Raw genomic sequence first — 20,394 nt, 5'->3', positions numbered from 1 at the left:
CTCGGTAGCCTAGCCGTTCTGGGGGCCGGAATGATCCGGGCTTCGGCGCGCCGATAAGGCCTCGTCGCGCAAGGGCTTCAGCGCGGCGCGTCGCAGGCGCTGAAGTTCCTCACCGAAAGCTTTGCCTTTGTAAACGCTCGGGTCGACCTGGGCACTGGTAACGCGCTCGCAGAGCTCCAGAGCCTTGCGGAAGTAATCCACCTGCGAGTAGTCCCGGTTTTCGAACCCGGTCCGGCCCCTGGCATCGGCTTCGCAGCATAGCAGAAACTCCGCAAAGCGATCAGGTCGGCGAAATGCGTCCAGAGCCTCAAGGGTGCGCAGCAGTGTTGAGGCTTTCAGCTCCTTCACCCGGTGGCAATGGGTGTGATATCGGCTGACCATTACCGCCAGCTGACGATGGGCGTTGGGCACGGCGAGCCGGTCGCAAAGGCCGTTGATCAGGGCCACCCCGCGCTCCTCGTGTCCGTAGTGGCTGGGCAGCACGTCCGCGGGCGTTGTGGCCTTTCCGAGGTCATGGACCAGCGTGGCGAACCGTACCGTGGTGGACGGGCTCAGTTTCGCGGCCTGTTGCAGGGCCATCACGGTATGGACACCGCAATCGATTTCCGGGTGATGCCTGGGTGGCTGCGGGACCCCGTAGAGGTTGGCGATCTCCGGAAGCAAGCGCTGCAATGCGCCGCATTGCCGCAGTACTTCGAAGAATACTTCGGGGTTGGCCTCTGCGAGGGCCCGGGACATTTCCTTCCAGACCCGCTCCGGCACCAGGTAGTCCACCTCGCCGCAGTCGACCATTTCCCGCATCAGCTTCAGGGTCGTGTCGGCGATCCGGAAGCCGCGGTTGTGGTAACGGGCCGCGAAACGGGCCACCCTCAGGATTCGCACCGGGTCTTCGCGGAAGTTGTCCGAGACGTGGCGAAGCAGTTTTGCCTGCAGATCCCATTGTCCGCCGTAGGGATCGATGATGTTGCCCTCATCATCCATGGCCAGGGCATTGATGGTGAGGTCGCGGCGGGCAAGGTCCTGTTCCAGTGTCACGTCGGGGGCGGCATGAAACTCGAAGCCCGTATAGCCCCGGCCGGTCTTGCGCTCAGTGCGCGCCAGCGCGTACTCCTCTTTTGTCTCCGGGTGGAGGAAGACCGGAAAGTCTTTGCCCACCGGCAAGTAACCAAGGGATTGAAGTTCCTCGGGTCGCGCGCCCACCACAACCCAGTCCTGCTCGTGGCAGGGGTAGTTCATGAGCCTGTCTCTGACCGCGCCGCCGACTAGATAGACCTGCATTTCATATTCCGTGGCTACCGGCTTCACATACCGGATATTTGAAGAGCTCTGATTATAGAGATCGACCCCTGTCGCGAAAAGTTCATTGCCATGGTTCCGAACATTTGTTTTAATTCCTGGGATTGAGCGCCCGTTTGGAACTTTTCCCAATGTCTATCCACAACTCACCTGCACCGATCTGCCGTTACGCGCCCCTGTGGACCGTGACCATGGCCTGTGCCGGGCGTTTGAGGAGCATTGCGCGCTAGACTCAACCGTAGTATCAACCCGGAAAGGCCGCAGCTTGAAACACTGCGGCCTTTTTCGTTTCTGCCGACTGACCCGGACCTGTTCCGCACCGGGTATTACCAGGATGCCAAAGTGAAAGTCCTCATCGCCTACTGGAGTGTCATACTCATCTGGTCCACCACTCCTCTGGGAATCGCCACCAGTAATAACGGGCTGACCTTCTGGACGGCGGCGGGTCTGCGCATGCTGCTGGCCTTTGCCTTGATCATGACGATTATCGCGGTGCGTCGTGAGCCTTTTCTGCCTAACCGTCGGGTGGCTCTGGCCTATTTCGTGGCGTCTCTGGGGCTGAGCCCGCAGATGTCGCTGGTGTATTGGGCTGCGCAGCACGTGCCCACGGGGGTGATGTCTCTGGTGTTTGCTTTCAACCCCTGCCTGACAGCTTTGGCTTCGCTGTTGATTCTGCGGGACACAAAATTGGTGCTGCGTCAGGTTGTGGCGCTGCTGATGGCGGTCGGCGGGATGGGGATTATCTATATTGATCAGCTTTCGCTTGGCACCGGCTCGGGATGGGGCTTGGCGGCGCTGTTCCTGTCCACCACGATTTTTGCCATCAGTTCGACCTGGCTGAAGCGACTCACCTCGGAGCTGACTCTGGACCCGTTCTGCCAGACCGGGGGCACGTTGCTGTTTGCCATGCCGGTTTATTTCCTGGTGTGGCTCGCTTTTGACGGGCAGCCACCGACGTCCATCAACCTGGACGCGGGTGTGGCGATCTTTTATCTGGCGCTGGTGGGCTCGGTGGGCGGTTTTACCTTGTACTTCTATATTCTGCGGCACATGTCGGTGATGACGGTGTCGCTTACGACGCTGATTACCCCGGTCATCGCGATGACCATTGGTGCGGTATTTCTGGATGAGCCCGTAACGCTTCAGTTGGTGGTCGGAGCGGCGATTGTGTTGGTGTCGTTGTTGTTATTCCAGGGGGTGGGTCTGCGGTATCTGCGCCGGGTGATCGACCGACGGGCGGCCCGGAAGAAGGGGCTTGGAACTGGCATTGATGAAGAGGTGCCCGCGCCGGCGGCACAGGTGGCGGATCGGGGGCTTCGCTAATCGGCGGTTAAGTGTGGGTGCCACTAGGCCGTTTGGCCCTGGGTGCCACCTCGCGAAAACGCATGAATACATCCATGTAGCTCCGTCGCTTCATCCCTGAAGCGACGGTTTCGCGAGGTGGCACCCAGGGCCAAACTCGGTCGTGCCGCTTCGTAGCCCCGGGCGCCAACCCCGAAGTGGACGGTGCCGCGAGGTGGAACCGGGCTAAACGTAATCGTGCCACTCTGAGGCAAGAACCCCTCTGTCAGGACACTTTGAGCAGCCCTTATTCAGCCGTCGTCATCCTCATCATAGCGGGGAGGGCAATGGAAGCTTTCCACGATCCGGTCGTCCTGGACCGAGTGCAGGTGAATGTCGAAGCCCCACAGTTGGTGCAGGTGCTTGAGTACCTCCTGGGTGCTTTCGCCCAGCGGTTTGCGGGAGAACTGGTTGTGATGGAGTGTGAGGGAGCGGTCGCCACGCACGTCGACGCTGTAGACCTGTATGTTGGGTTCCCGGTTGCCCAGGTTGTACTGGCCGGCCAGTTGCTCGCGGACCATTTGATAGCCGCTGTCGTCGTGAATGGCGGCGACTTCGATCTCCTTGTCCCGGTCGTCGTCGACGATGCAGAACAATTTGAGGTCGCGAATCACCTTGGGCGACAGGAACTGAAGGATGAAGCTCTCGTCCTTGAAGTTGCGCATGGCGAAGTCCAGCGTCTTAACCCAGTCGCTGCCGGCGATGTCGGGGAACCAGCGCTTGTCTTCTTCGGTGGGGTTTTCGCAGATGCGGCGGATGTCCGTCATCATGGCGAATCCCAGGGTGTAGGGATTGATGCCGCTGTAGTAGGGGCTGTTATAGGGTGGCTGGTAAATGACGCTGGTGTGCGATTGGAGGAACTCCATCATGAAGCCGTCAGTGACCTTGCCCCGCTCGTACAGGGTGTTCAGCAGCGTGTAGTGCCAGAAGGTGGCCCAGCCTTCATTCATGACCTGGGTCTGGCGCTGGGGATAGAAGTACTGGGCGATCTTGCGGACGATCCGGACGATTTCCCGCTGCCACGGCTCCAGTAAGGGGGCGTTCTTCTCGATGAAATAGAGCAGGTTCTCCTGCGGCTCGGACGGGAAGCGCCGCTTTCGCTCGGGATCTTCATCGTCGTGGTGACCGGGGATGGTGCGCCACAGATCGTTGACCTGACGCTGCAGGTATTCTTCCCGTTCCTTCTGCAGTTCGCGCTCCCGGGCCGGGGAGATGGGCGAGGGGCGCTTGTAGCGGTCCACACCGTAGTTCATGAGTGCGTGGCAGGCGTCGAGTACCGCCTCTACCTCATCGATGCCGTAGCGCTCTTCGCATTGGGTGATGTAGTTCTTGGCAAATACCAGGTAATCGATGACGGAGCCGGCGTCGGTCCAGGTGCGGAACAGGTAGTTTCCCTTGAAGAAGGAATTGTGGCCGTAGCAGGCGTGAGCGATTACCAGGGCCTGCATGGTCATGGTGTTCTCTTCCATGAGATAGGCGATGCAGGGGTCGGAGTTGATGACGATCTCGTAGGCGAGGCCCATCTGCCCGCGCTTGTAGCTCTGCTCGATGTTGAGGAACTGCTTGCCGTAGGACCAGTGGTGATAGCCCAGGGGCATCCCTACGGAGGCGTAGGCGTCCATCATTTGCTCGGAGCTGATCACTTCGATCTGGTTCTGGTAGGTGTCCAGGCGAAATTCATCGGCGAGGCAGGCGATCTCGCGGTCGTACTCACTGATCAGCTCAAAGGTCCACTCCGAGGTGGTGGAAATAGGTTTCCTGTCGGTTGAGCGATTGGTCATCGGGTCATTCACAGCAGAAGTCATAAGGCAGGCGTCACCGGTCAGGGTCATGCGTACTTCTTGTGAAACAGCTCGCGAAACACCGGGTAGATATCTCCGGCATCGACGATGTGCTGCATCGCGAAGGTTTCCGGGAACGCGGCTTTGACGCTCTCGTACTCTTCCCAAAGCGCCTGGTGCTCCCGTGGCGTGATTTCTATATAGGAGTAATACTGCACTTTGGGCAGAATGTCTTTCACCAGCAGGTCATAGCAAATGCTGGAGTCATCGTTCCAGTTGTCACCGTCCGAGGCCTGGGCGCCATAGATGTTCCATTCTGACAGCGGGTAGCGCTTATCCAGAACCTCCTTCATCAACTTGAGCGCGCTGGAGACGATGGTGCCCCCGGTCTCGCGGGAGTAGAAGAACTCCTCTTCATCCACTTCCTTGGCACTGGTGTGGTGGCGAATGAAAACAACCTCGGTGTGTTCGTAGTTGCGCTTCAGGAACAGGTACAGAAGAATGAAGAAGCGTTTGGCCATGTCCTTGGTGGCCTGGTTCATGGAACCGGACACATCCATCAGACAGAACATGACAGCTTTGGAGCTGGGCGCCGGCTCTTTCACATGGAGGTTGTACTTCAAGTCGAAGTCGTCGAGCCAGGGCACCCGGGAGATCATCGCCCGGGTTTTGGCAATGGAGGCCAGTAGTTCCTCGATCCGGCTGTGATCGCGCAGCTCGGGTTCGACTGCTTCCAGTTGGGCCAGCTCCTTTTCCATGGCCGCAAGCTGGCGACGTTTGCTTCCGGTCAGCGCGATGCGACGCGCATTGGCGGCTCGCAGCGAGCGCACGATATTGATGCGGCCCGGGTTGCCTTCGTTGCTGATGCCGGCACGACGCAGCTTGAACTCCTCGCTGCCCGCCAACTGGCGCTTGACCAGGTTGGGAAGTTCCAGGTCCTCGAACATGAAGTCCAGGAACTCTTCCTGGGTGATCTGGAAAACGAAGTCGTCCATCCCCTCGCCCTGATCACTTGCGCCGGAACCGGAGCCCCCACCCCCGCCTCCCGGTGGACGGGGAATGCGATCCCCGGCGACGAACTCCTGATTGCCAGGCAGAACATTGGAGTGTCGGCCCCCACGGCCGTGGTGAAAAATGGGCTCGCTGATGTCCCGGGTGGGAATGCTGATCTGCTCGCCATTTTCCACATCCATAATGGAGCGCTTGGTGACTGCCTCGGCTACGGCCTTCTTGATGTGGGATCGATAGCGGCGCAGGAAGCGCTGCCGATTGACAGCGCTCTTGTTCTTCGCGTTCAGTCGGCGGTCGACTATATAACTCATACTGTACCCATCAGGTCACCAAAAGACGCGTTGCGGGAAGGGCGGTTCGAACCCGCGGCAACCCTGCAAATCCGGGGCCGCAACAAGCTCGCGTGCCTGGTTACGGCCAGCTCCAGCAACGGTCTTTTGCCACCCTGCATTACTGCGATTTTCTCACTCGCAAATACCACTCGGACAAGAGGCGAACCTGCTTCTCGGTGTAGCCCCGCTCCACCATCCGTGCCACAAAGTCCTTGTGTTTCTTCTGGTCGCTCGCGGAGGCCTTGGCGTTGAAAGAGATGACCGGTAGAAGATCCTCGGTGTTGGAGAACATTTTCTTCTCGATCACCGCGCGCAGTTTCTCGTAGCTGTTCCAGGCCGGATTGCGGCCCTGGTTGTTCGCTCTGGCGCGTAGAACGAAGTTCACCACTTCGTTGCGGAAGTCCTTGGGGTTGCTGATGCCCGCCGGCTTCTCGATCTTTTCCAGCTCTTCGTTGAGTGCGGCGCGGTCGAGGATCTCGCCGGTCTCCGGGTCCCGGTATTCCTGATCCTGGATCCAGAAGTCCGCAAAGGTTACATAGCGATCGAAGATGTTCTGACCGTACTCTGCGTAACTTTCCAGATAAGCCGTCTGGATCTCCTTGCCGATGAATTCCACGTATCGGGGCGCAAGGTATTCCTTGAGGAATCCCAGGTACTTGTCCTGCAACTCGGGTTGGAACTGCTCCTGCTCGATTTGCTGTTCGAGTACATAGAGCAGATGCACCGGGTTGGCCGCCACTTCGGTGGGGTCAAAGTTGAACACTTTCGACAGGATCTTGAAGGCGAAGCGCGTCGACAGGCCTGCCATGCCCTCGTCGACTCCGGCGGCATCCCGATATTCCTGAATGGACTTGGCCTTCGGGTCCGTGTCCTTCAGATTTTCGCCATCGTAGATGCGCATCTTGGAGTAGAGGTTGGAGTTCTCCGGCTCCTTGATACGGGACAGAACGGTGAACTGGGCGAGCATCTTCAAGGTATCAGGGGCGCAGGGCGCCTTGCCGAGAGAGCTGTTCTGTAGCAGCTTCTCGTAGATCTTGATCTCTTCGGATACCCGCAGACAATAAGGCACCTTCACGATGTAAACGCGATCAATGAAGGCTTCGTTGTTTTTGTTGTTTTTGAAGGTGCGCCACTCGGACTCGTTGGAGTGGGCGAGAATGACACCCTCGAATGGGATTGCGCCCAGTCCCTCGGTGGAGTTGTAGTTGCCCTCCTGGGTGGCGGTCAGCAGGGGATGCAGCACCTTGATGGGTGCCTTGAACATCTCCACAAACTCCATCAGGCCCTGGTTGGCACGACAGAGGCCACCCGAAAAGCTGTAGGCGTCGGGATCGTTCTGAGGGTATTCCTCCAGCTTGCGAATATCCACCTTGCCCACAAGGGAAGAGATATCCTGGTTGTTCTCGTCACCGGGCTCGGTTTTGGATACCGCAATCTGGTCAAGAATGGATGGATAGACTTTAACAACCTTGAACTGGCTGATGTCGCCGTTGTACTCGTGGAGTCGCTTTACGGCCCAGGGGGACATAATCTGCTTTACGTAGCGGCGCGGTATGCCGTAATCCTCTTCGAGGATGTGGCCGTCCTCAGCGGGATCGAACAGACCGAGGGGGGATTCGTAGACGGGCGAGCCCTTGATGCAGTAGATGGGCTGCTTTTCGATCAGGGACTTGAGCTTCTCGGCCAGGGAAGATTTGCCGCCCCCCACCGGTCCGAGCAGATACAGGATCTGCTTCTTTTCTTCCAGGCCCTGCGCAGCGTGCTTGAAGAAGGAAACAATCTGCTCGATGCATTCTTCCATGCCGAAGAAGTCGGCGAAAGCATCGTAGCGCTTGATAATTTTGTTGGAGAAAATTCGGCTTAGCCGCGGGTCCCGCGAGGTGTCAATCAGCTCCGGTTCGCCGATCGCCATCAGCATTCGTTCGGCGGCGGTTGCATAGGCGCTCCGGTCCGCCTTACACAATTCCAGGTACTCCTGGATTGTGTACTCTTCCTGCTGAGTCGTTTCATAACGCTCGCGGTAGTGGCTAAAAATACTGCTCATAACCTGCCTCCGTACCGGTAAGGTCTCTGAGAGCCCTTAACAGGAATCGCGTGTAGTACCTTATCACCCAATTGCGCTGCTAAAAAGCTGGGGATCTGTTTGGACAAAACGAACCCGTCGTCCAATGCTCTAAGCATAGCTCCAAAATTTGCCGCGAGCACGACCGGTTCGTCAAAAAAATATCGTCTATTCAAGAAACGTTCTAAGCCCGATGTCAGTCAACACTCAAGATCAATCATAAAGGGTCCCGACAACTGGGATCGGGAGCGCCGCTCCGAGGCTGGCACCCAATAGACAACAAAAACCCAGCAGGATTGCAGAGCGAAGCTGAATCGAGGCACAAAATGTTTAATAATGTGCGCGCCCGGAATGGGTATTCTGCATTGGTGCGCACGGGCGGCAGGTGCAACGAAAAGTAACAATCGCACACTTATAAACAGGAAGTAAGGTGGTACTTACGTGATAACTCAAAAGATTCTTGTAACCGGGGGCGCAGGCTACATTGGCAGCCATACCTGCGTGGAACTCCAGGAGGCCGGCTTCGATCTGGTTGTCGTCGACAACCTCAGCAACAGTAAACCCCTGGCGCTGGAACGAATACAATCCATAACCGATCGTCCCGTTCAGTTCTACCAGGCCGATGTCTGCGACCGTGACGCTTTGCGCGCCATTTTCCAAGCGCATGAAATCTCGGCTGTTTTACATTTTGCGGGACTGAAGGCGGTCGGTGAGTCGACTGAGATACCGCTCCATTACTATCACAACAACGTGGAAGGGTCCGTTGCTCTTGCTCAGGTGATGGAAGAGTTTGGCGTAAACCGCCTTATTTTCAGCTCCTCGGCAACTGTTTATGGTGACCCGGCTACGGTGCCGATTACCGAAGATTTTCCCACCTCCGCCACCAATCCCTACGGCCACAGCAAGTTGATGGTGGAAGAAATTCTTCGGGATGTGTGCCGGGTTCCCAACAATGGCTGGCGGGTGTCCCTGTTGCGCTACTTCAACCCCATCGGCGCTCATGTCAGCGGCCGCATCGGGGAAGATCCTCAAGGCATTCCCAATAACCTGCTGCCTTACGTGGCCCAGGTGGCCATCGGAAAGCTTCGGGAGTTGAGCGTATTTGGCAATGATTATCCCACCCGGGATGGCACCGGGGTGCGGGATTACATTCACGTGGTGGACCTGGCGCGCGGGCATGTGAAAGCGCTGCAGCACCTGTTGGGAGCGGACGCGGGGTGCTACACCTTTAATCTGGGAACCGGCACCGGTTACAGCGTCATGGAAGTGGTTGAGGCATTTGAAAAGGCAAGCGGTCGCAAGGTGGCTTATAAAATTGTGCCGCGGCGCTCTGGAGACATTGCCACGTGTTACGCCAACCCCGAGCGCGCTGCTGAGGTACTGGGATGGCAGGCTGAATACGACCTGGCCAGAATGATGGAAGATGCCTGGCGCTGGCAGTCACAGAATCCGCGGGGATACGAGTAGCTCTGGCTGAGCAACGCGACAGGTGAACGCAGCGTTATCGTGGCGGAGTCCCGAAGGGTCGCGGGGGTCGAGGCCGACAGGATCACAGTAGTCAAAAACCGCTCCGATGGGAGTTGGCTGTAGGGGGTGCTGTTTCGAAAGCCTCGCGTCAGGGAAGACGCGAGGCAGCTACAGGGACGTATTTACCGCGGTTTCGAAACAGCACCCCCTGCGGCCAACGGATTTGGTGCTACCCAACTCCGCTTCACGACCAACGGTGGTTCCACCGAATAGTCCATTTGCCTCGCCATCCTCAGCAGTCGCAGCGCAGCAGCTCACCGGTCTCCAGGCACAACATGGTCATCTGACGCCCCCAGACACAGCCGGTGTCCAGGGCGTAAAGTCCCTCCCGGTCGGTCTTCCCCTCCAGGCTCGCCCAATGGCCGAAAACCAGTTTACTCTCGTCCAGAGCGGGGGAGGGATGCCGGAACCAGGGAGCGAAACCCTCGGGGGCCCGGTCCGGCCCCAGCTTGCACTTCAGCTCCAGACGGCCTTCGGCGCTGCAAAAGCGCATGCGGGTAAAATAATTAGTGATTACGCGCCAGCGCTCGGGCCCCTTCAGATCCTCGCTCCAGCAGTCCGGTTCGTTGCCGTACATGTTGGCGAAATAGGTGCGGTACTGCTCGCCCTGCAGGACGGCTTCCACCTCCCGGCTGCGCGCGACCGCCTCGGACAGCGTCCAGATGGGCGGAATCCCTGCGTGAACCATCGCGAATCCCAGCGAGGCATCATGGTGAACCAGCTTGAAGTGGCGCAGCCAGTTCAGGAGCTCTTCGCGGTCCGGTGCTTCGAGAATGCCCGCCAGAGTGTCCTTGGGACGCGGGGCATTGGTGCCCCAGGCGAGCGCCAGCAAATGCAGGTCGTGGTTGCCCAGCACTCCCACCAGAGAACCCCTGATTCCGTATAGAAAACGCAGGGTTTCCAGGGACGCGGGACCGCGGTTGACCAGGTCCCCGCACAGCCACAGGCGGTCCCGGACGGGATCGAAGTTGACTTGGTCGAGAAGACATTTCAGGGGGTCGAGACAACCCTGGAGATCCCCCACAGCGTAAGTACTCATACCTCTCCCTGAATCAGAAATTAAAGGTCAGTGGATCGCGTGAGGCGGCACCAGGGCAAACAGGGGAACGGGCGCTTCGAACGGTTCGCCGGCGTCTGTCTGCATCTGGTAACTTCCCTCCATGGTACCGCTCTGGGTAGCCAGGACCACGCCACTGGTATAGGTAAAGCCCTCTCCCGGGAGCAGTCGTGGCTGCTGACCCACAACTCCTTCTCCTGTCACTTCCTGAACATCGTCGTTGTCGTCGCGGACCAGCCAGTGGCGGCTGACGAGCCGGGCCGGTGTGTCGCCGTGGTTCGTGATCGTAATGGTGTACGAATACACGAAGCGCTTTTCCAGCGGTTTCGAGGGCTTCGGCAGAGGCCGCTTCCACATGGATGCTGATGTGGGGGGTGGTCATGATTGTTCGATGAGGGGCGCCAGCCGGTTGGCGAGCGCCACAAAATCCTCCACTGAGAGATGGTCCGGTCGTATTGTAAGATCCGTGTCCAGGGTTTCAATGATCTCGAGCGGTAGAAGCCCGCGCAGGCTGTTGCGCAAGGTTTTACGCCGATGCTGGAAACAGGTGCTGACCAGGCGCTGCAGAAGCGGGAAATCCTCGACCGGGTGGGGGAGAGCCTCGTGAGGAGTGAGGCGCACGATCGCGGAATCCACCTTGGGCCGGGGCAGGAAGCACTCCGGCGGAACGCCGAAGAGGTTATCCACCCGACAGAAATACTGCACCATCACCGAAAGGCGGCCGTAGGTCTTGCTGCCGGGGGCCGCAGCCATCCGCTCCACCACCTCCTTCTGCAGCATGAAGTGCATGTCGCGGATCAGGCGATCAAACGACAGCAGGTGGAAGATCAGGGGAGTGGAAATGTTGTAGGGCAGATTGCCCACCACGCGCAGCGAGCGCTCGCCCTTTGCGAGCTGTGAGAAATCGAAATTCAGCGCATCGCCCTGGTGAATTTGGAGGCCGGGAAAGTCGTGTCGGAGGGTTTCCAGGCGCGCGACCAGATCCCGGTCCAGTTCCACCACGTTGACGGTGGTGCAGGTTTCCAGAAGCGGCAGGGTCAGGGCGCCCTGGCCCGGGCCGATTTCCACCACGCAGTCGTCCGGGCGGGGAGCGATGCTGCGAATAATGCGGTGTATCACCCCAGGGTCGCTCAGGAAATTCTGGCCGAAGCGTTTGCGGGCCCGGTGACTGGTGTCCACCTTCACGATGCGGGCCGGCTCTTGCTGCGGGCCCCGGCCATATGAATGGCCGTATTCAGCGCCGTTTGCAGGCTGCCGGTGTCCGCCTTGCCGGTGCCGGCCAGATCGAGAGCGGTGCCGTGGTCCACTGAGGTCCGGATGATCGGCAATCCCAGGGTGATGTTGACGGCGCGCCCGAAACCCCGGGATTTGAGAACCGGCAGCCCCTGGTCGTGGTACATGGCCAGCACCGCGTCGGCGCCCGCCAATACCTTCGGCGTAAACAGGGTGTCGGCGGGCAGGGGGCCGATCAGATCCATGTCTTCCTGGCGCAACTCCGCCAGGGCTGGCTCGATGACGTCAATCTCCTCCCGGCCCAGATGACCGCCTTCGCCGGCATGGGGGTTGAGCCCGCAAACCAGAATACGGGGTTTGCGGATCCCAAAGTTCTGCTGCAGGGCGCTGTTCAGCACCCGGGTCGTCGCCAGCAGGTTCTCGCGGGTAATGGCCGCCGGAACCTGGCTGAGGGGCAGGTGAGTGGTCACCAGCGCCACGCGCAGGTCGGCGGTGGCCAGCATCATGACCACCTTGCTTGTATGGGTTTTGTCCGCCAGGTATTCGGTGTGACCACTGAAGGGAACGCCGGCCTCGTTGATGATGCCTTTGTGGACCGGGCCGGTGACCAGCGCGGCGCACTGTTCCGTCCGGCACAGCTCAATGGCGCGGTCCAGCGTCTGGAGAACGTAGCCGGCATTGGCGCTGTCGAGCATTCCCGGTGTGGCGGGCGCGGACAACTGGATGGGGGATACGCAGAGCTCTCCGAACGACAGGGGCCGGGCGGGAGCCGCGGGATCGAACTCCCGGATGCGCAGGGGCAGCCCCAGTGCCTTGGCCCGGCTTTCGAGCAGCGCCGGGTCCGCGATCGCCACCAGCTCGTGGGCGCTGCCGTGCTGGGCCAGAGTGACGATCAGATCGGGCCCGATGCCCGCCGGCTCGCCGGGGGTTATGGCGATGCGCCTTACGGTTTCGGTCATGGGGCTATTCGTTTGCGGTGCGGTCCAGGTCGATATCCGCCAGTTTCACCTCGACGTAGGCTTCGTCGCGGATTTCCTGGAGCCAGATGGGCAGTTCTTCCTCAAAGCGTCGATTGCGAAGCAGGTTGCGGGCCTGGTTGCGTTTCACGCGCTCGCTCATGTCCTGCTGGCGGCGGTCCTCCACCTGGAGAATATGCCAGCCATGCTGGCTACGGAAGGGCTCGCTGATGTCCCCGATGGCGGTTTCGTTCATGGTTTTCTCGAACTCGGGTACGAACTGACCGGGAAGGGACCAGCCCAGGTCACCACCGGCAAGCATGGAGCCGATATCGTCGGAATGTTCCTTGGCAAAGGCGCCAAAATCGCCGCCGGCCAGGACTTTTTCGCGGATGTCCTTCAGCTGATTGCGGGCCTGCTCCTCGGTGAGGATTGCTGAGGGCTTCAGAAGGATATGGCGGACCTTGGTCTGTTCAATCACCGCCTGTTCATTACCGCGCTGATCCTTAACCTTAAGGATATGGAATCCGGCGCCGCTGCGGAAGGGCTCGGTCACATCGCCTACTTTCAGCCCGCTGAGCTTGTCGGCGAACAGTTCGGGCAGTTCGGTGGGCTGCCGCCAGCCCCAATCGCCGCCTTGCAGCGCATACTGCCCTGAGGAGTAAGTGGTGGCGAGCCGCCCGAAGTCCTCGCCCTCCTGCAGCCGCCGGTACACCTCCCGGGCCCGCTCCTGGGCGCTGCGCAGGGTCTCTTCATCGGCATTGCTGGAGGCGGGAATCAGAATGTGGCCCAGGTTGTAGTCGGGCGCGTTCCAGAACTGCCCCTCCTTGGAGGCCAGGAAGCTGTCCACGTCGTGCTCGGTGATCTCGATGCGATTGTTCAGGACGCCGCGCTGGACGCGGTTGATCACCATCTCCCGGCGGATGGTCTCGCGCAGGTCCGCTTCGGTCATTCCCTGCCGGGCCAATTGGGCAGCGAACTGCTCGCGGTTCAGGTTGTTGGCCTGACGCATCTGGTCCAGTGCCTGATCGACTTCCGCTTGTTCGATCTCTACCCCCGCGCGACGGGCCATTTGCAGCTGCAACTGCTGCACGATCAGATGTTCCAGTACCTGGGCCCGCAGAATGTCGACGGGCGGGAGCTGGGCCCCCTGGGCCTGCATGCGTGCGCTGATACTCGCCACCTGCTCGTCGAGCTCGCTTTCCATGACCACGTCGTCGTCGACAATTGCCGCAACCCGGTCGATGGTAATTGTCTCGGCCCGGGCGGGCCCAATATGCAGACCGGCAATGCCGGCGGCAGCGACCAGGATCAGGGACAGGAAACGGCTTCGAAAAAAATAACTGGACAGGTTCATGCTGGGTTCAGTGCTCAAAATGGTCGTGCTCATGTCAATCGATGGGGCGCCCCAGAATGGCTTCTTCGCGGCGGTTAAAATTATAGATTCCTTCCGCCAGGGCATTGCGAATGTTGCTGCTTCCGACACCGCCCAGGCCACGCAGTTGCAGCTCGAAGAAGATGCCCTGGTCGTACTCCAGATCCAGGGTGGGATCGTTGATGCGGTTGATCAGGTCGTTGTCCAGCCAGCGCCGCCAGGCAACTCGCAGGCGATAGCAGCAACTGGTGTATTCGAGGCCGGCAATGGAGTCCAGTTCCCGGTCATTGGTGAAGTCGTAATATTGACGACCAATAAAGCTCCAGCTGTCACTCAGCGGCCAGACGATGGATGCATCGCCCTGGCTGCGGTCCTGGTCCACCTGGCGACCGTCAATGGTGCGCGGCGCCTTGCGATCGTAACGATAGCCCAGGTTGAAAATGCGATGATCCTCGTCCATGTAGCGGAAGCTTGCGTTGCCGCGGTTGACCTTGTTTTCTTCCTGGTCATAAAGGACGTCGCTGCCGAAGCGCAGGGAGTCTGTCAGTTGAGCCGAAAATTGTCCAGCCATCTCCGAGCGGCTATCCAGCAGCGGTTCGCCGTGCAGACTGACCCGTCGATCCCCCTGGTAGAAGATCTGGCCCAGGCTCACGCTCAGCCGCTCCCGGCCGCTGGAGCCCAGAAACCGCGTGGTCAGCCCCACGGATACCCGATTGTCGTCATCGATGCGGTCGCCGCCGGCAAAGCGGGTGGTCCGAAAGAGCTGGCTGTAGCTGAAGGTGAGCTCGGAGGTGTCGAAATCCACGCTGCGACCGTCCGGAGTGACGCCGATCAGGTCCTCGTGGCTTTCGTAGTCGCTGTAGAAGTAGAACACCCGGGGTTCGAAGGTCTGCAGGTAGCTGTTGCCGAACCAGTTCCCGTCGCGCTCAAAGAACAGGCCCATGTCCAGCACGCCCTGTGGCGTAGTAATGCTGGGATCGGTCTCCGCGTCAGGGCGGAGGGCAGCATCGTCCAGGCGATAATTGATGCTCTTGAGCAAGGCTGCCGGACGGAAAAAGCCCCACAGCCACTCTTTCTCCCAGGCCAGTCGGTAATCCAGGCGGGTGCGGTCCCCGGTGATGCGCCGCTGTGCCGGCGAGGGAGCCTCGGGGTCGAGGTAGTCCTCCGCGTGATCGAAACGGGTGAACTGGTTATTGAGCGCCAGGTCCAGGTCGCCCCAGCGGTAACTGCCGTTGGCATTGAACTTGGGCAGCTGTTGATAGGGCTCGGCAACATCCAGGGCGATGGTTTGATACTCCACGAACCGCGCGTTGACGTTCCAGTTGGGGAAGCGGTAGCCCAGCTCACCCTGCTGGCGGAGGTGGGTGGCGCGGTTGACGTCCAGGTTGGTGGTATCCAGGTGGCTGAAATAGGCGTAGTCGCTCACCTTCGTGTAATCGATGTCGCTGTACCACCGGTAGCCCCGGCCGCCTTCCTGCTGAATCGAGGCGAGCCACCGGTCTTGGTCCGCAAACTCCATTGCCTCTGCTTCGGTCATCAGGCCGCGGCTGATGGCGTCTTCCTCATTGTCGCTGATGTCGTCATCCCCGCTCCCCAGCCAGGCGCCGCCGAGGACCGTCTCGAACCAGGGGCTCAGATGGCGAAACTCCGCCTCCACCATGGTCCCCCGGTCTGCCACGTAGCGCGGGGTCACGGTCATGTCGAAATTGGGAGCCAGGTTCAGGTAGTAGGGGACCGCTACATCATCCGAGGTGATGGTTGGGAACAGAAACCCGGATTGGCGTTCACTGCCCACGGGAAAGGGCAGGTAGGGCCAATAGAACACGGGTATGCCGGCCAGTTCGACGCGGGCATTGCGGGCCACCCCGCGCCGGGATTTCGGGTCCACCTCGATGGAACTGCCGCGCAGGGCCCAGCTTTCATTGCCCGGCTCGCACTGGGTGAACAGGCCATCCTCGAGGGTTATCACCTCGTCCTCTGATCGGGCCAGGAGCGCGGCCGAGCCCCGGGTGCGGGATTCATAGAGCACGAACTCGCCCTGTTCGATCCGGGAGGCGCCGGTTTCCCGGTTCAGCTCCGCCTGCTCGCCGACGATGAATACACCGGGCTCGTAAATCCGGATGTCGCCGCTGACGGTGGCGGTGTTGTTTTCTTCGTCGACCGAGGCCCGATCAGCAGTAATGCGGCGGCCACCCTGGCTCATCCGCACATTGCCGCTCAACTCATAGCTGCTCTGGAGGTTTCCCTCCATGCGGTCGTACTCCAGGCGCTCGGCGCCAGACGGCGGCTCGGACTCTTGCTCCTGCCCGGCATTCTCCTCCGGGGACTGGCCCGGCGCGGGCGAGGCTGCCACATGAGCTGGTGGAAGGTAGGCGCCGCAACAGTTCGCCGGAACGAGTTCACGTTGTGCAGGGCTCAACTGGTCCAGCGGAACCCAGCCGAGCGAATTGTCATTCTGATCGGAATCCGACGCGGGCCGCTGAGCCCGTGTCCCCGCGGTGGGCACCTGTCGGCAGGACCAGCCGTTTGCGCCCCCTTCACAGGCCCATTCGTACTGCGCCTCGATCTGGGCGAGGGCGGGGGCGACTGTGAGCGATACCGCCAGGGCCGCCAGCGAGGCCACCGGCGCGCTGCGGAACCCGATCCATGGGGCGCGAGGCGTTAGCGGGTCTCGCCGGAAGCGGGCCTTCCGTTTGCCATTCACGCTGCTTAAGCAATCTGTCACGAAAGGGTGCTACCTTCTTTGCCAGTGGATTTTCTGTTCGCCGTCCGCTTGACTCGGAGCGGGGCCTATTGCTGGGCTCGAGAAAGCTGCCGATTCTACTGGAAAGCGAACCACCATCCCAGCACCGGGGCGACCGCAGCGGGCCGTTGCCGGCTGCCAGAACCCGAAAGCAAGAGGTGCATCAGAGATATCGACAGCTCCCTAGGAAAGCAGAGCGGATCGGTGGTATAAATTTGAACTGCAATTAACTCATCCTGTCCATTTCGGACGGATGGGCAAGCTGGAGCAAGTATGCAAACGAACCTGGTGGCGCCTTTATCAGAGTGGCTGACCGCGGTGATGCCGAGCGTAAAACTGGATGAGCTGGCCCTCAAGCCCCTGTCCGGAGACGCCGGAGCCCGGCGCTATTACCGCATCGAGCCGGACCCGGAGCGGCTTGCGGTGTATGCACCGCCGGAAACAGAGGACAGCAAAACCTTCGTAGCCCTGGCGGACTACCTTCGTCAGCAGGGCATCCATGCACCGAAGGTCCATGCGGCGGATTTTGAGCGCGGCTTCCTCCTCATTGATAATCTCGGCGAGCGGCTCTACCTTGGAGATCTCAGCGCCGGGTCCGTGGACGCTCTGTACGGCGAGGCCTTGATGACGCTGCTGCGGCTCCAGCAGAGCCCGCCTTCGGTGGCCCAGATTCCGCCATATTCCCGGGAAAAACTGCTCCAGGAGTTGCGCCTGTTCCCGGAATGGTTCATGGGGCATCTGCTCGGTTACACGCCGGAACCCTGGGAGCAGGAACAGATGGGCAAGGTTTTCGAGGCCCTGATCGATAGCGCACTGGAACAACCTGCCTGCTTCGTTCACCGGGACTATCATTCGCGTAACCTGATTCACCGGCAGTTTGGTCCGCCGGGGGTGATTGATTTTCAGGACGCGGTCTGGGGTCCTTTCACCTACGACCTGGTCTCGCTGCTGCGCGACTGCTATGTGCGCTGGCCCCGGGAGAGCGTGGAACGGTGGGCACTGGCCTATGCGAACATGGCGCAGGATGTGGGCATTGCGCCGGCCGATATGACAGCCCAACAGTTTCTGGGCTGGTTTGACCTGATGGGCTTGCAGCGCCACCTCAAAGTGCTGGGGATCTTCGCCCGGCTGGCCCTGCGGGATGAAAAGCCCGGTTATCTGAACGACCTCCCTTTGGTGATCCGTTATGTGGTGGAGGTGCTTGACGCCCATCCGCAATTTGCCGCATTTTCCACCTGGTTCAAGGACCGGCTGATTCCTCTGGCGGCAGAGCACAGCTGGTATACGGACTACCGCACCGCCGGTTATACGCCCGCTTGAAGCCACGGTCGCGCAGCGGCAATTCATCGATCGACAGAAGCAACTATGAAGGCAATGATTTTCGCCGCCGGGCGCGGCGAGCGTATGGCTGAGCTGACCCGCGATACCCCCAAGCCCATGCTCCGGGCGGGCGGCCTTCCGCTGATACACTACACGGTCGAGCGCCTCGCCGCGGCCGGGGTGCGGGAAATCGTGGTGAATATCGCCTACCTGGGGGAGCAGATCAGACGTTACCTGGGCGATGGCGACAAATTCGGGGTCCACATCGTGTTTTCGGAGGAGCCATTCCCCCTGGAAACCGGAGGAGCCATTCTTCACGCGCTGCCCCTGCTGGGTGATGCTCCCTTCCTGGTGGTCAATGCCGACGTGTGGTGCGATTACGACTTCGCCAGTCTGCTGAACCACTCCCTCCGACCGGCCGAGTTGGGTCGCTTGCTGATGGTCCCCAACCCCTCCCACGTGCCGGAGGGGGACTTCTTTCTGAACGAGGCCGGTTGGCTGCAGTCGGAACCAGAGAATCCCGACCAACAGCGGCTTACCTACAGCGGCATTTCCCTGCTTCGTCCCTCCCTGGTGTCGGACTACCCCCAACAGCGGCAGGTGTTTCCGTTGGGTGAAGCGTTTCGCGCGGCCATTCGGGACGGTCGCCTGGGTGGCGAGATCTATCGCGGACAGTGGCGCGACATCGGAACCCCGGAGCGACTGACAGAGCTTCAGGCCAGCCTCTGAATCGGAGGCGGCAATCAATCCAATCAAGTGTGTCCTATGACCCTCACCGCCGCCCTTCACTTCGACAACAGCTATGTACGGGAACTGCCCGCAGATCCGGAGCCCGGCAACTTCCGCCGACAGGTGGAAGCTGCCTTTTCCCGGGTCCAGCCGGTACCTGCCAAAAATCCCCGCCTCGTGGCCTGGTCCCAGGATCTGGCAGCGGAACTCGGACTCCCCGAGGGTTGCGCTGAATCCGCTGAATTCCTCCAGGTCTTTTCCGGCAGTCGGCTGCTGCCCGGAATGGACCCGTTCGCCATGTGTTACGGCGGGCACCAGTTCGGCAGCTGGGCGGGCCAGTTGGGAGACGGGCGCGCAATCAATCTGGGCGAGATTCTGGTGGCGGAAAAAAGATGGACCGTGCAGCTCAAGGGCGCCGGGCCGACTCCGTACTCCCGCGGCGCAGACGGGCTTGCCGTCCTGCGTTCGTCCATCCGGGAATTTCTCTGCAGCGAAGCCATGCATCATCTCGGTGTACCCACTACCCGGGCCCTGTCAGTGATCGAGACCGGCGAACAGGTGATGCGGGACATGTTCTACGATGGAAACGCCCGCTTGGAGCCGGGGGCAGTGGTCTGTCGCGCTGCCCCGTCCTTCATTCGTTTCGGAAACTTCGAGATCCTCGCGGCGCGCCAGGACCATCAGGGCTTGCAACAGCTGGCCGACTACACGTTGCGCCATTACTTTCCACACCTCGGTGAGCCTCGGCGGGAGAGCTATGTTGCCTGGTTCGATGAGGTCTGCCGCCGTACGGTGGACATGATTGTGCACTGGATGCGCGTGGGCTTTGTTCACGGAGTGATGAACACGGACAACATGTCTGTTCACGGTTTGACGATTGATTATGGTCCTTACGGCTGGCTGGATAATTACGACCCCAACTGGACCCCGAACACCACCGATGCCCATGGGCGTCGTTACCGCTATGCCAATCAGCCGGGCATTGCCCAGTGGAATCTGATTCAGCTTGGCAACGCCATCTATCCTCTGGTTGGAGATGCCGAACCTCTGAGGGAAATTCTGGAGAACTTCGCCGGCTTGTACACCGATGCCTGGAACTCAATGACGGCGGGTAAGCTGGGCCTCGCAGCCTATCGCTCGAGCGACGGCCAACTCCTGCAATCTCTGGAGGACACTCTGCAGATCGTCGAAACGGACATGACTCTGTTCTACCGTCTGCTGGCGAAACTGGATTGTGAGAGCGGTGAGCAAAACAGTGAAACATTGCTGGCCGTCCTGCGCCCCGCCTTTTATCAGGACCCCGATGAACCGGCCCGGAACCTCATCACCACCTGGCTAAGGGACTACCGCCAACGGGTACAAAAAGACGGGCGAAGCAACCGCGAACGCCGTGAGGCAATGGATGCGGTGAATCCAAAATATGTGCTGCGCAACTACATGGCCCAGCAGGCCATCGACCGGGCGGAGCAGGGCGACTACACCCTCGTGAACACGCTTCTGAAGCTTCTGCGCAATCCGTACGCGGAGCAGCCGGAACATGCGGAATATTTCTCCCGGCGCCCGGACTGGGCCCGGGATCGCGCCGGCTGTTCCATGCTTTCATGCAGCTCATAAAAGTGCTCGAGCTTGAG

General features: G+C 60.2%; 15 protein-coding genes. 5 read left to right on the top strand and 10 right to left on the bottom strand.

Features of this window, described 5'->3' with window-relative positions; translation table 11 throughout:
* Positions 1 to 9: 9 nt before the first annotated feature.
* Entirely contained in the window at positions 10 to 1,278 is a 1,269-nt protein-coding gene (locus ACURWW_RS13330) for a multifunctional CCA addition/repair protein (protein WP_445616944.1), read from the bottom strand.
* A 360-nt stretch (positions 1,279 to 1,638) separates the two neighbouring features.
* Here ACURWW_RS13330 and ACURWW_RS13325 point away from each other — a divergent pair, with 360 nt between their 5' ends.
* A complete protein-coding gene (locus tag ACURWW_RS13325; RefSeq protein WP_445616943.1) occupies positions 1,639 to 2,619 on the top strand; it encodes a DMT family transporter in 981 nt (326 codons plus the stop codon).
* Between the two features lie 269 nt (positions 2,620 to 2,888).
* Here the strand turns inward: ACURWW_RS13325 and ACURWW_RS13320 are convergent, their stop codons facing one another.
* The 3 genes from ACURWW_RS13320 to ACURWW_RS13310 all read right to left on the bottom strand — a co-directional run bounded on the left by ACURWW_RS13320 (position 2,889) and on the right by ACURWW_RS13310 (position 7,805).
* A complete protein-coding gene (locus tag ACURWW_RS13320) occupies positions 2,889 to 4,418 on the bottom strand; it encodes a SpoVR family protein (RefSeq protein WP_445616970.1) in 1,530 nt (509 codons plus the stop codon).
* Between the two features lie 47 nt (positions 4,419 to 4,465).
* Positions 4,466 to 5,740, bottom strand: a complete 1,275-nt coding sequence (locus ACURWW_RS13315) for a YeaH/YhbH family protein (RefSeq protein ID WP_445616942.1) — start codon at positions 5,738 to 5,740, stop codon at positions 4,466 to 4,468.
* Between the two features lie 139 nt (positions 5,741 to 5,879).
* Positions 5,880 to 7,805, bottom strand: a complete 1,926-nt coding sequence (locus ACURWW_RS13310) for a PrkA family serine protein kinase (protein WP_445616941.1) — start codon at positions 7,803 to 7,805, stop codon at positions 5,880 to 5,882.
* A gap of 462 nt (positions 7,806 to 8,267) precedes the next feature.
* Between ACURWW_RS13310 and galE the strand changes: the two genes are divergently transcribed.
* Positions 8,268 to 9,290, top strand: coding sequence for a UDP-glucose 4-epimerase GalE (gene galE, locus ACURWW_RS13305; RefSeq protein ID WP_445616969.1), 1,023 nt, complete (start codon positions 8,268 to 8,270; stop codon positions 9,288 to 9,290).
* 292 nt (positions 9,291 to 9,582) lie between these two features.
* On the opposite strand, the gene ACURWW_RS13300 is transcribed toward galE, so the two are convergent.
* The 6 genes from ACURWW_RS13300 to ACURWW_RS13275 are packed head-to-tail and all read right to left on the bottom strand — an operon-like array spanning position 9,583 to position 16,696.
* Positions 9,583 to 10,389 (bottom strand): symmetrical bis(5'-nucleosyl)-tetraphosphatase, encoded by an 807-nt coding sequence (locus ACURWW_RS13300; protein WP_445616940.1) that lies wholly within the window; start codon positions 10,387 to 10,389, stop codon positions 9,583 to 9,585.
* Between the two features lie 27 nt (positions 10,390 to 10,416).
* Entirely contained in the window at positions 10,417 to 10,764 is a 348-nt protein-coding gene (gene apaG / locus ACURWW_RS13295) for a Co2+/Mg2+ efflux protein ApaG (protein ID WP_445616939.1), read from the bottom strand.
* 21 nt (positions 10,765 to 10,785) lie between these two features.
* The gene (gene rsmA, locus ACURWW_RS13290; RefSeq protein ID WP_445616938.1) at positions 10,786 to 11,592 is read right to left on the bottom strand and encodes a 16S rRNA (adenine(1518)-N(6)/adenine(1519)-N(6))-dimethyltransferase RsmA; all 807 of its coding nucleotides are present in this window, start codon (positions 11,590 to 11,592) and stop codon (positions 10,786 to 10,788) included.
* Complete coding sequence (gene pdxA, locus ACURWW_RS13285; RefSeq protein WP_445616937.1) at positions 11,589 to 12,599, bottom strand: 4-hydroxythreonine-4-phosphate dehydrogenase PdxA; 1,011 nt, start codon at positions 12,597 to 12,599, stop codon at positions 11,589 to 11,591. The genes rsmA and pdxA overlap by 4 nt, the downstream gene beginning before the upstream one ends.
* A gap of 4 nt (positions 12,600 to 12,603) precedes the next feature.
* A complete protein-coding gene (locus ACURWW_RS13280) occupies positions 12,604 to 13,986 on the bottom strand; it encodes a peptidylprolyl isomerase (protein ID WP_445616936.1) in 1,383 nt (460 codons plus the stop codon).
* A 1-nt stretch (position 13,987) separates the two neighbouring features.
* Positions 13,988 to 16,696, bottom strand: coding sequence for an LPS-assembly protein LptD (locus tag ACURWW_RS13275; protein ID WP_445616935.1), 2,709 nt, complete (start codon positions 16,694 to 16,696; stop codon positions 13,988 to 13,990).
* Between the two features lie 291 nt (positions 16,697 to 16,987).
* On the opposite strand from ACURWW_RS13275, the gene ACURWW_RS13270 reads away from it, so the two are divergent.
* The 3 genes from ACURWW_RS13270 to ACURWW_RS13260 are packed head-to-tail and all read left to right on the top strand — an operon-like array spanning position 16,988 to position 20,377.
* Entirely contained in the window at positions 16,988 to 18,034 is a 1,047-nt protein-coding gene (locus ACURWW_RS13270; RefSeq protein WP_445616934.1) for an aminoglycoside phosphotransferase family protein, read from the top strand.
* A 45-nt stretch (positions 18,035 to 18,079) separates the two neighbouring features.
* On the top strand, positions 18,080 to 18,763 hold the full coding sequence (gene murU, locus ACURWW_RS13265; protein ID WP_445616933.1) for an N-acetylmuramate alpha-1-phosphate uridylyltransferase MurU: 684 nt from the start codon (positions 18,080 to 18,082) through the stop codon (positions 18,761 to 18,763).
* 36 nt (positions 18,764 to 18,799) lie between these two features.
* Complete coding sequence (locus tag ACURWW_RS13260) at positions 18,800 to 20,377, top strand: protein adenylyltransferase SelO (protein ID WP_445616932.1); 1,578 nt, start codon at positions 18,800 to 18,802, stop codon at positions 20,375 to 20,377.
* Positions 20,378 to 20,394 lie beyond the last annotated feature (17 nt).

Source organism: Gilvimarinus sp. F26214L, assembly GCF_054401055.1.
This window is presented reverse-complemented; position numbering and strand designations above follow the sequence as displayed.

Bases quoted from the DNA above. Each gene is read 5' to 3' on its own strand.
- ACURWW_RS13330 (WP_445616944.1), bottom strand. From the start codon at position 1,278: ATGCAGGTCTATCTAGTCGGCGGCGCGGTCAGAGACAGGCTCATGAAC.
- ACURWW_RS13320 (WP_445616970.1), bottom strand. From the start codon at position 4,418: ATGACCAATCGCTCAACCGACAGGAAACCTATTTCCACCACCTCGGAG.
- ACURWW_RS13315 (WP_445616942.1), bottom strand. From the start codon at position 5,740: ATGAGTTATATAGTCGACCGCCGACTGAACGCGAAGAACAAGAGCGCT.
- ACURWW_RS13310 (WP_445616941.1), bottom strand. From the start codon at position 7,805: ATGAGCAGTATTTTTAGCCACTACCGCGAGCGTTATGAAACGACTCAG.
- ACURWW_RS13300 (WP_445616940.1), bottom strand. From the start codon at position 10,389: ATGAGTACTTACGCTGTGGGGGATCTCCAGGGTTGTCTCGACCCCCTG.
- apaG (WP_445616939.1), bottom strand. From the start codon at position 10,764: ATGTGGAAGCGGCCTCTGCCGAAGCCCTCGAAACCGCTGGAAAAGCGC.
- pdxA (WP_445616937.1), bottom strand. From the start codon at position 12,599: ATGACCGAAACCGTAAGGCGCATCGCCATAACCCCCGGCGAGCCGGCG.
- ACURWW_RS13280 (WP_445616936.1), bottom strand. From the start codon at position 13,986: ATGAGCACGACCATTTTGAGCACTGAACCCAGCATGAACCTGTCCAGT.
- ACURWW_RS13270 (WP_445616934.1), top strand. From the start codon at position 16,988: ATGCAAACGAACCTGGTGGCGCCTTTATCAGAGTGGCTGACCGCGGTG.
- murU (WP_445616933.1), top strand. From the start codon at position 18,080: ATGAAGGCAATGATTTTCGCCGCCGGGCGCGGCGAGCGTATGGCTGAG.
- ACURWW_RS13260 (WP_445616932.1), top strand. From the start codon at position 18,800: ATGACCCTCACCGCCGCCCTTCACTTCGACAACAGCTATGTACGGGAA.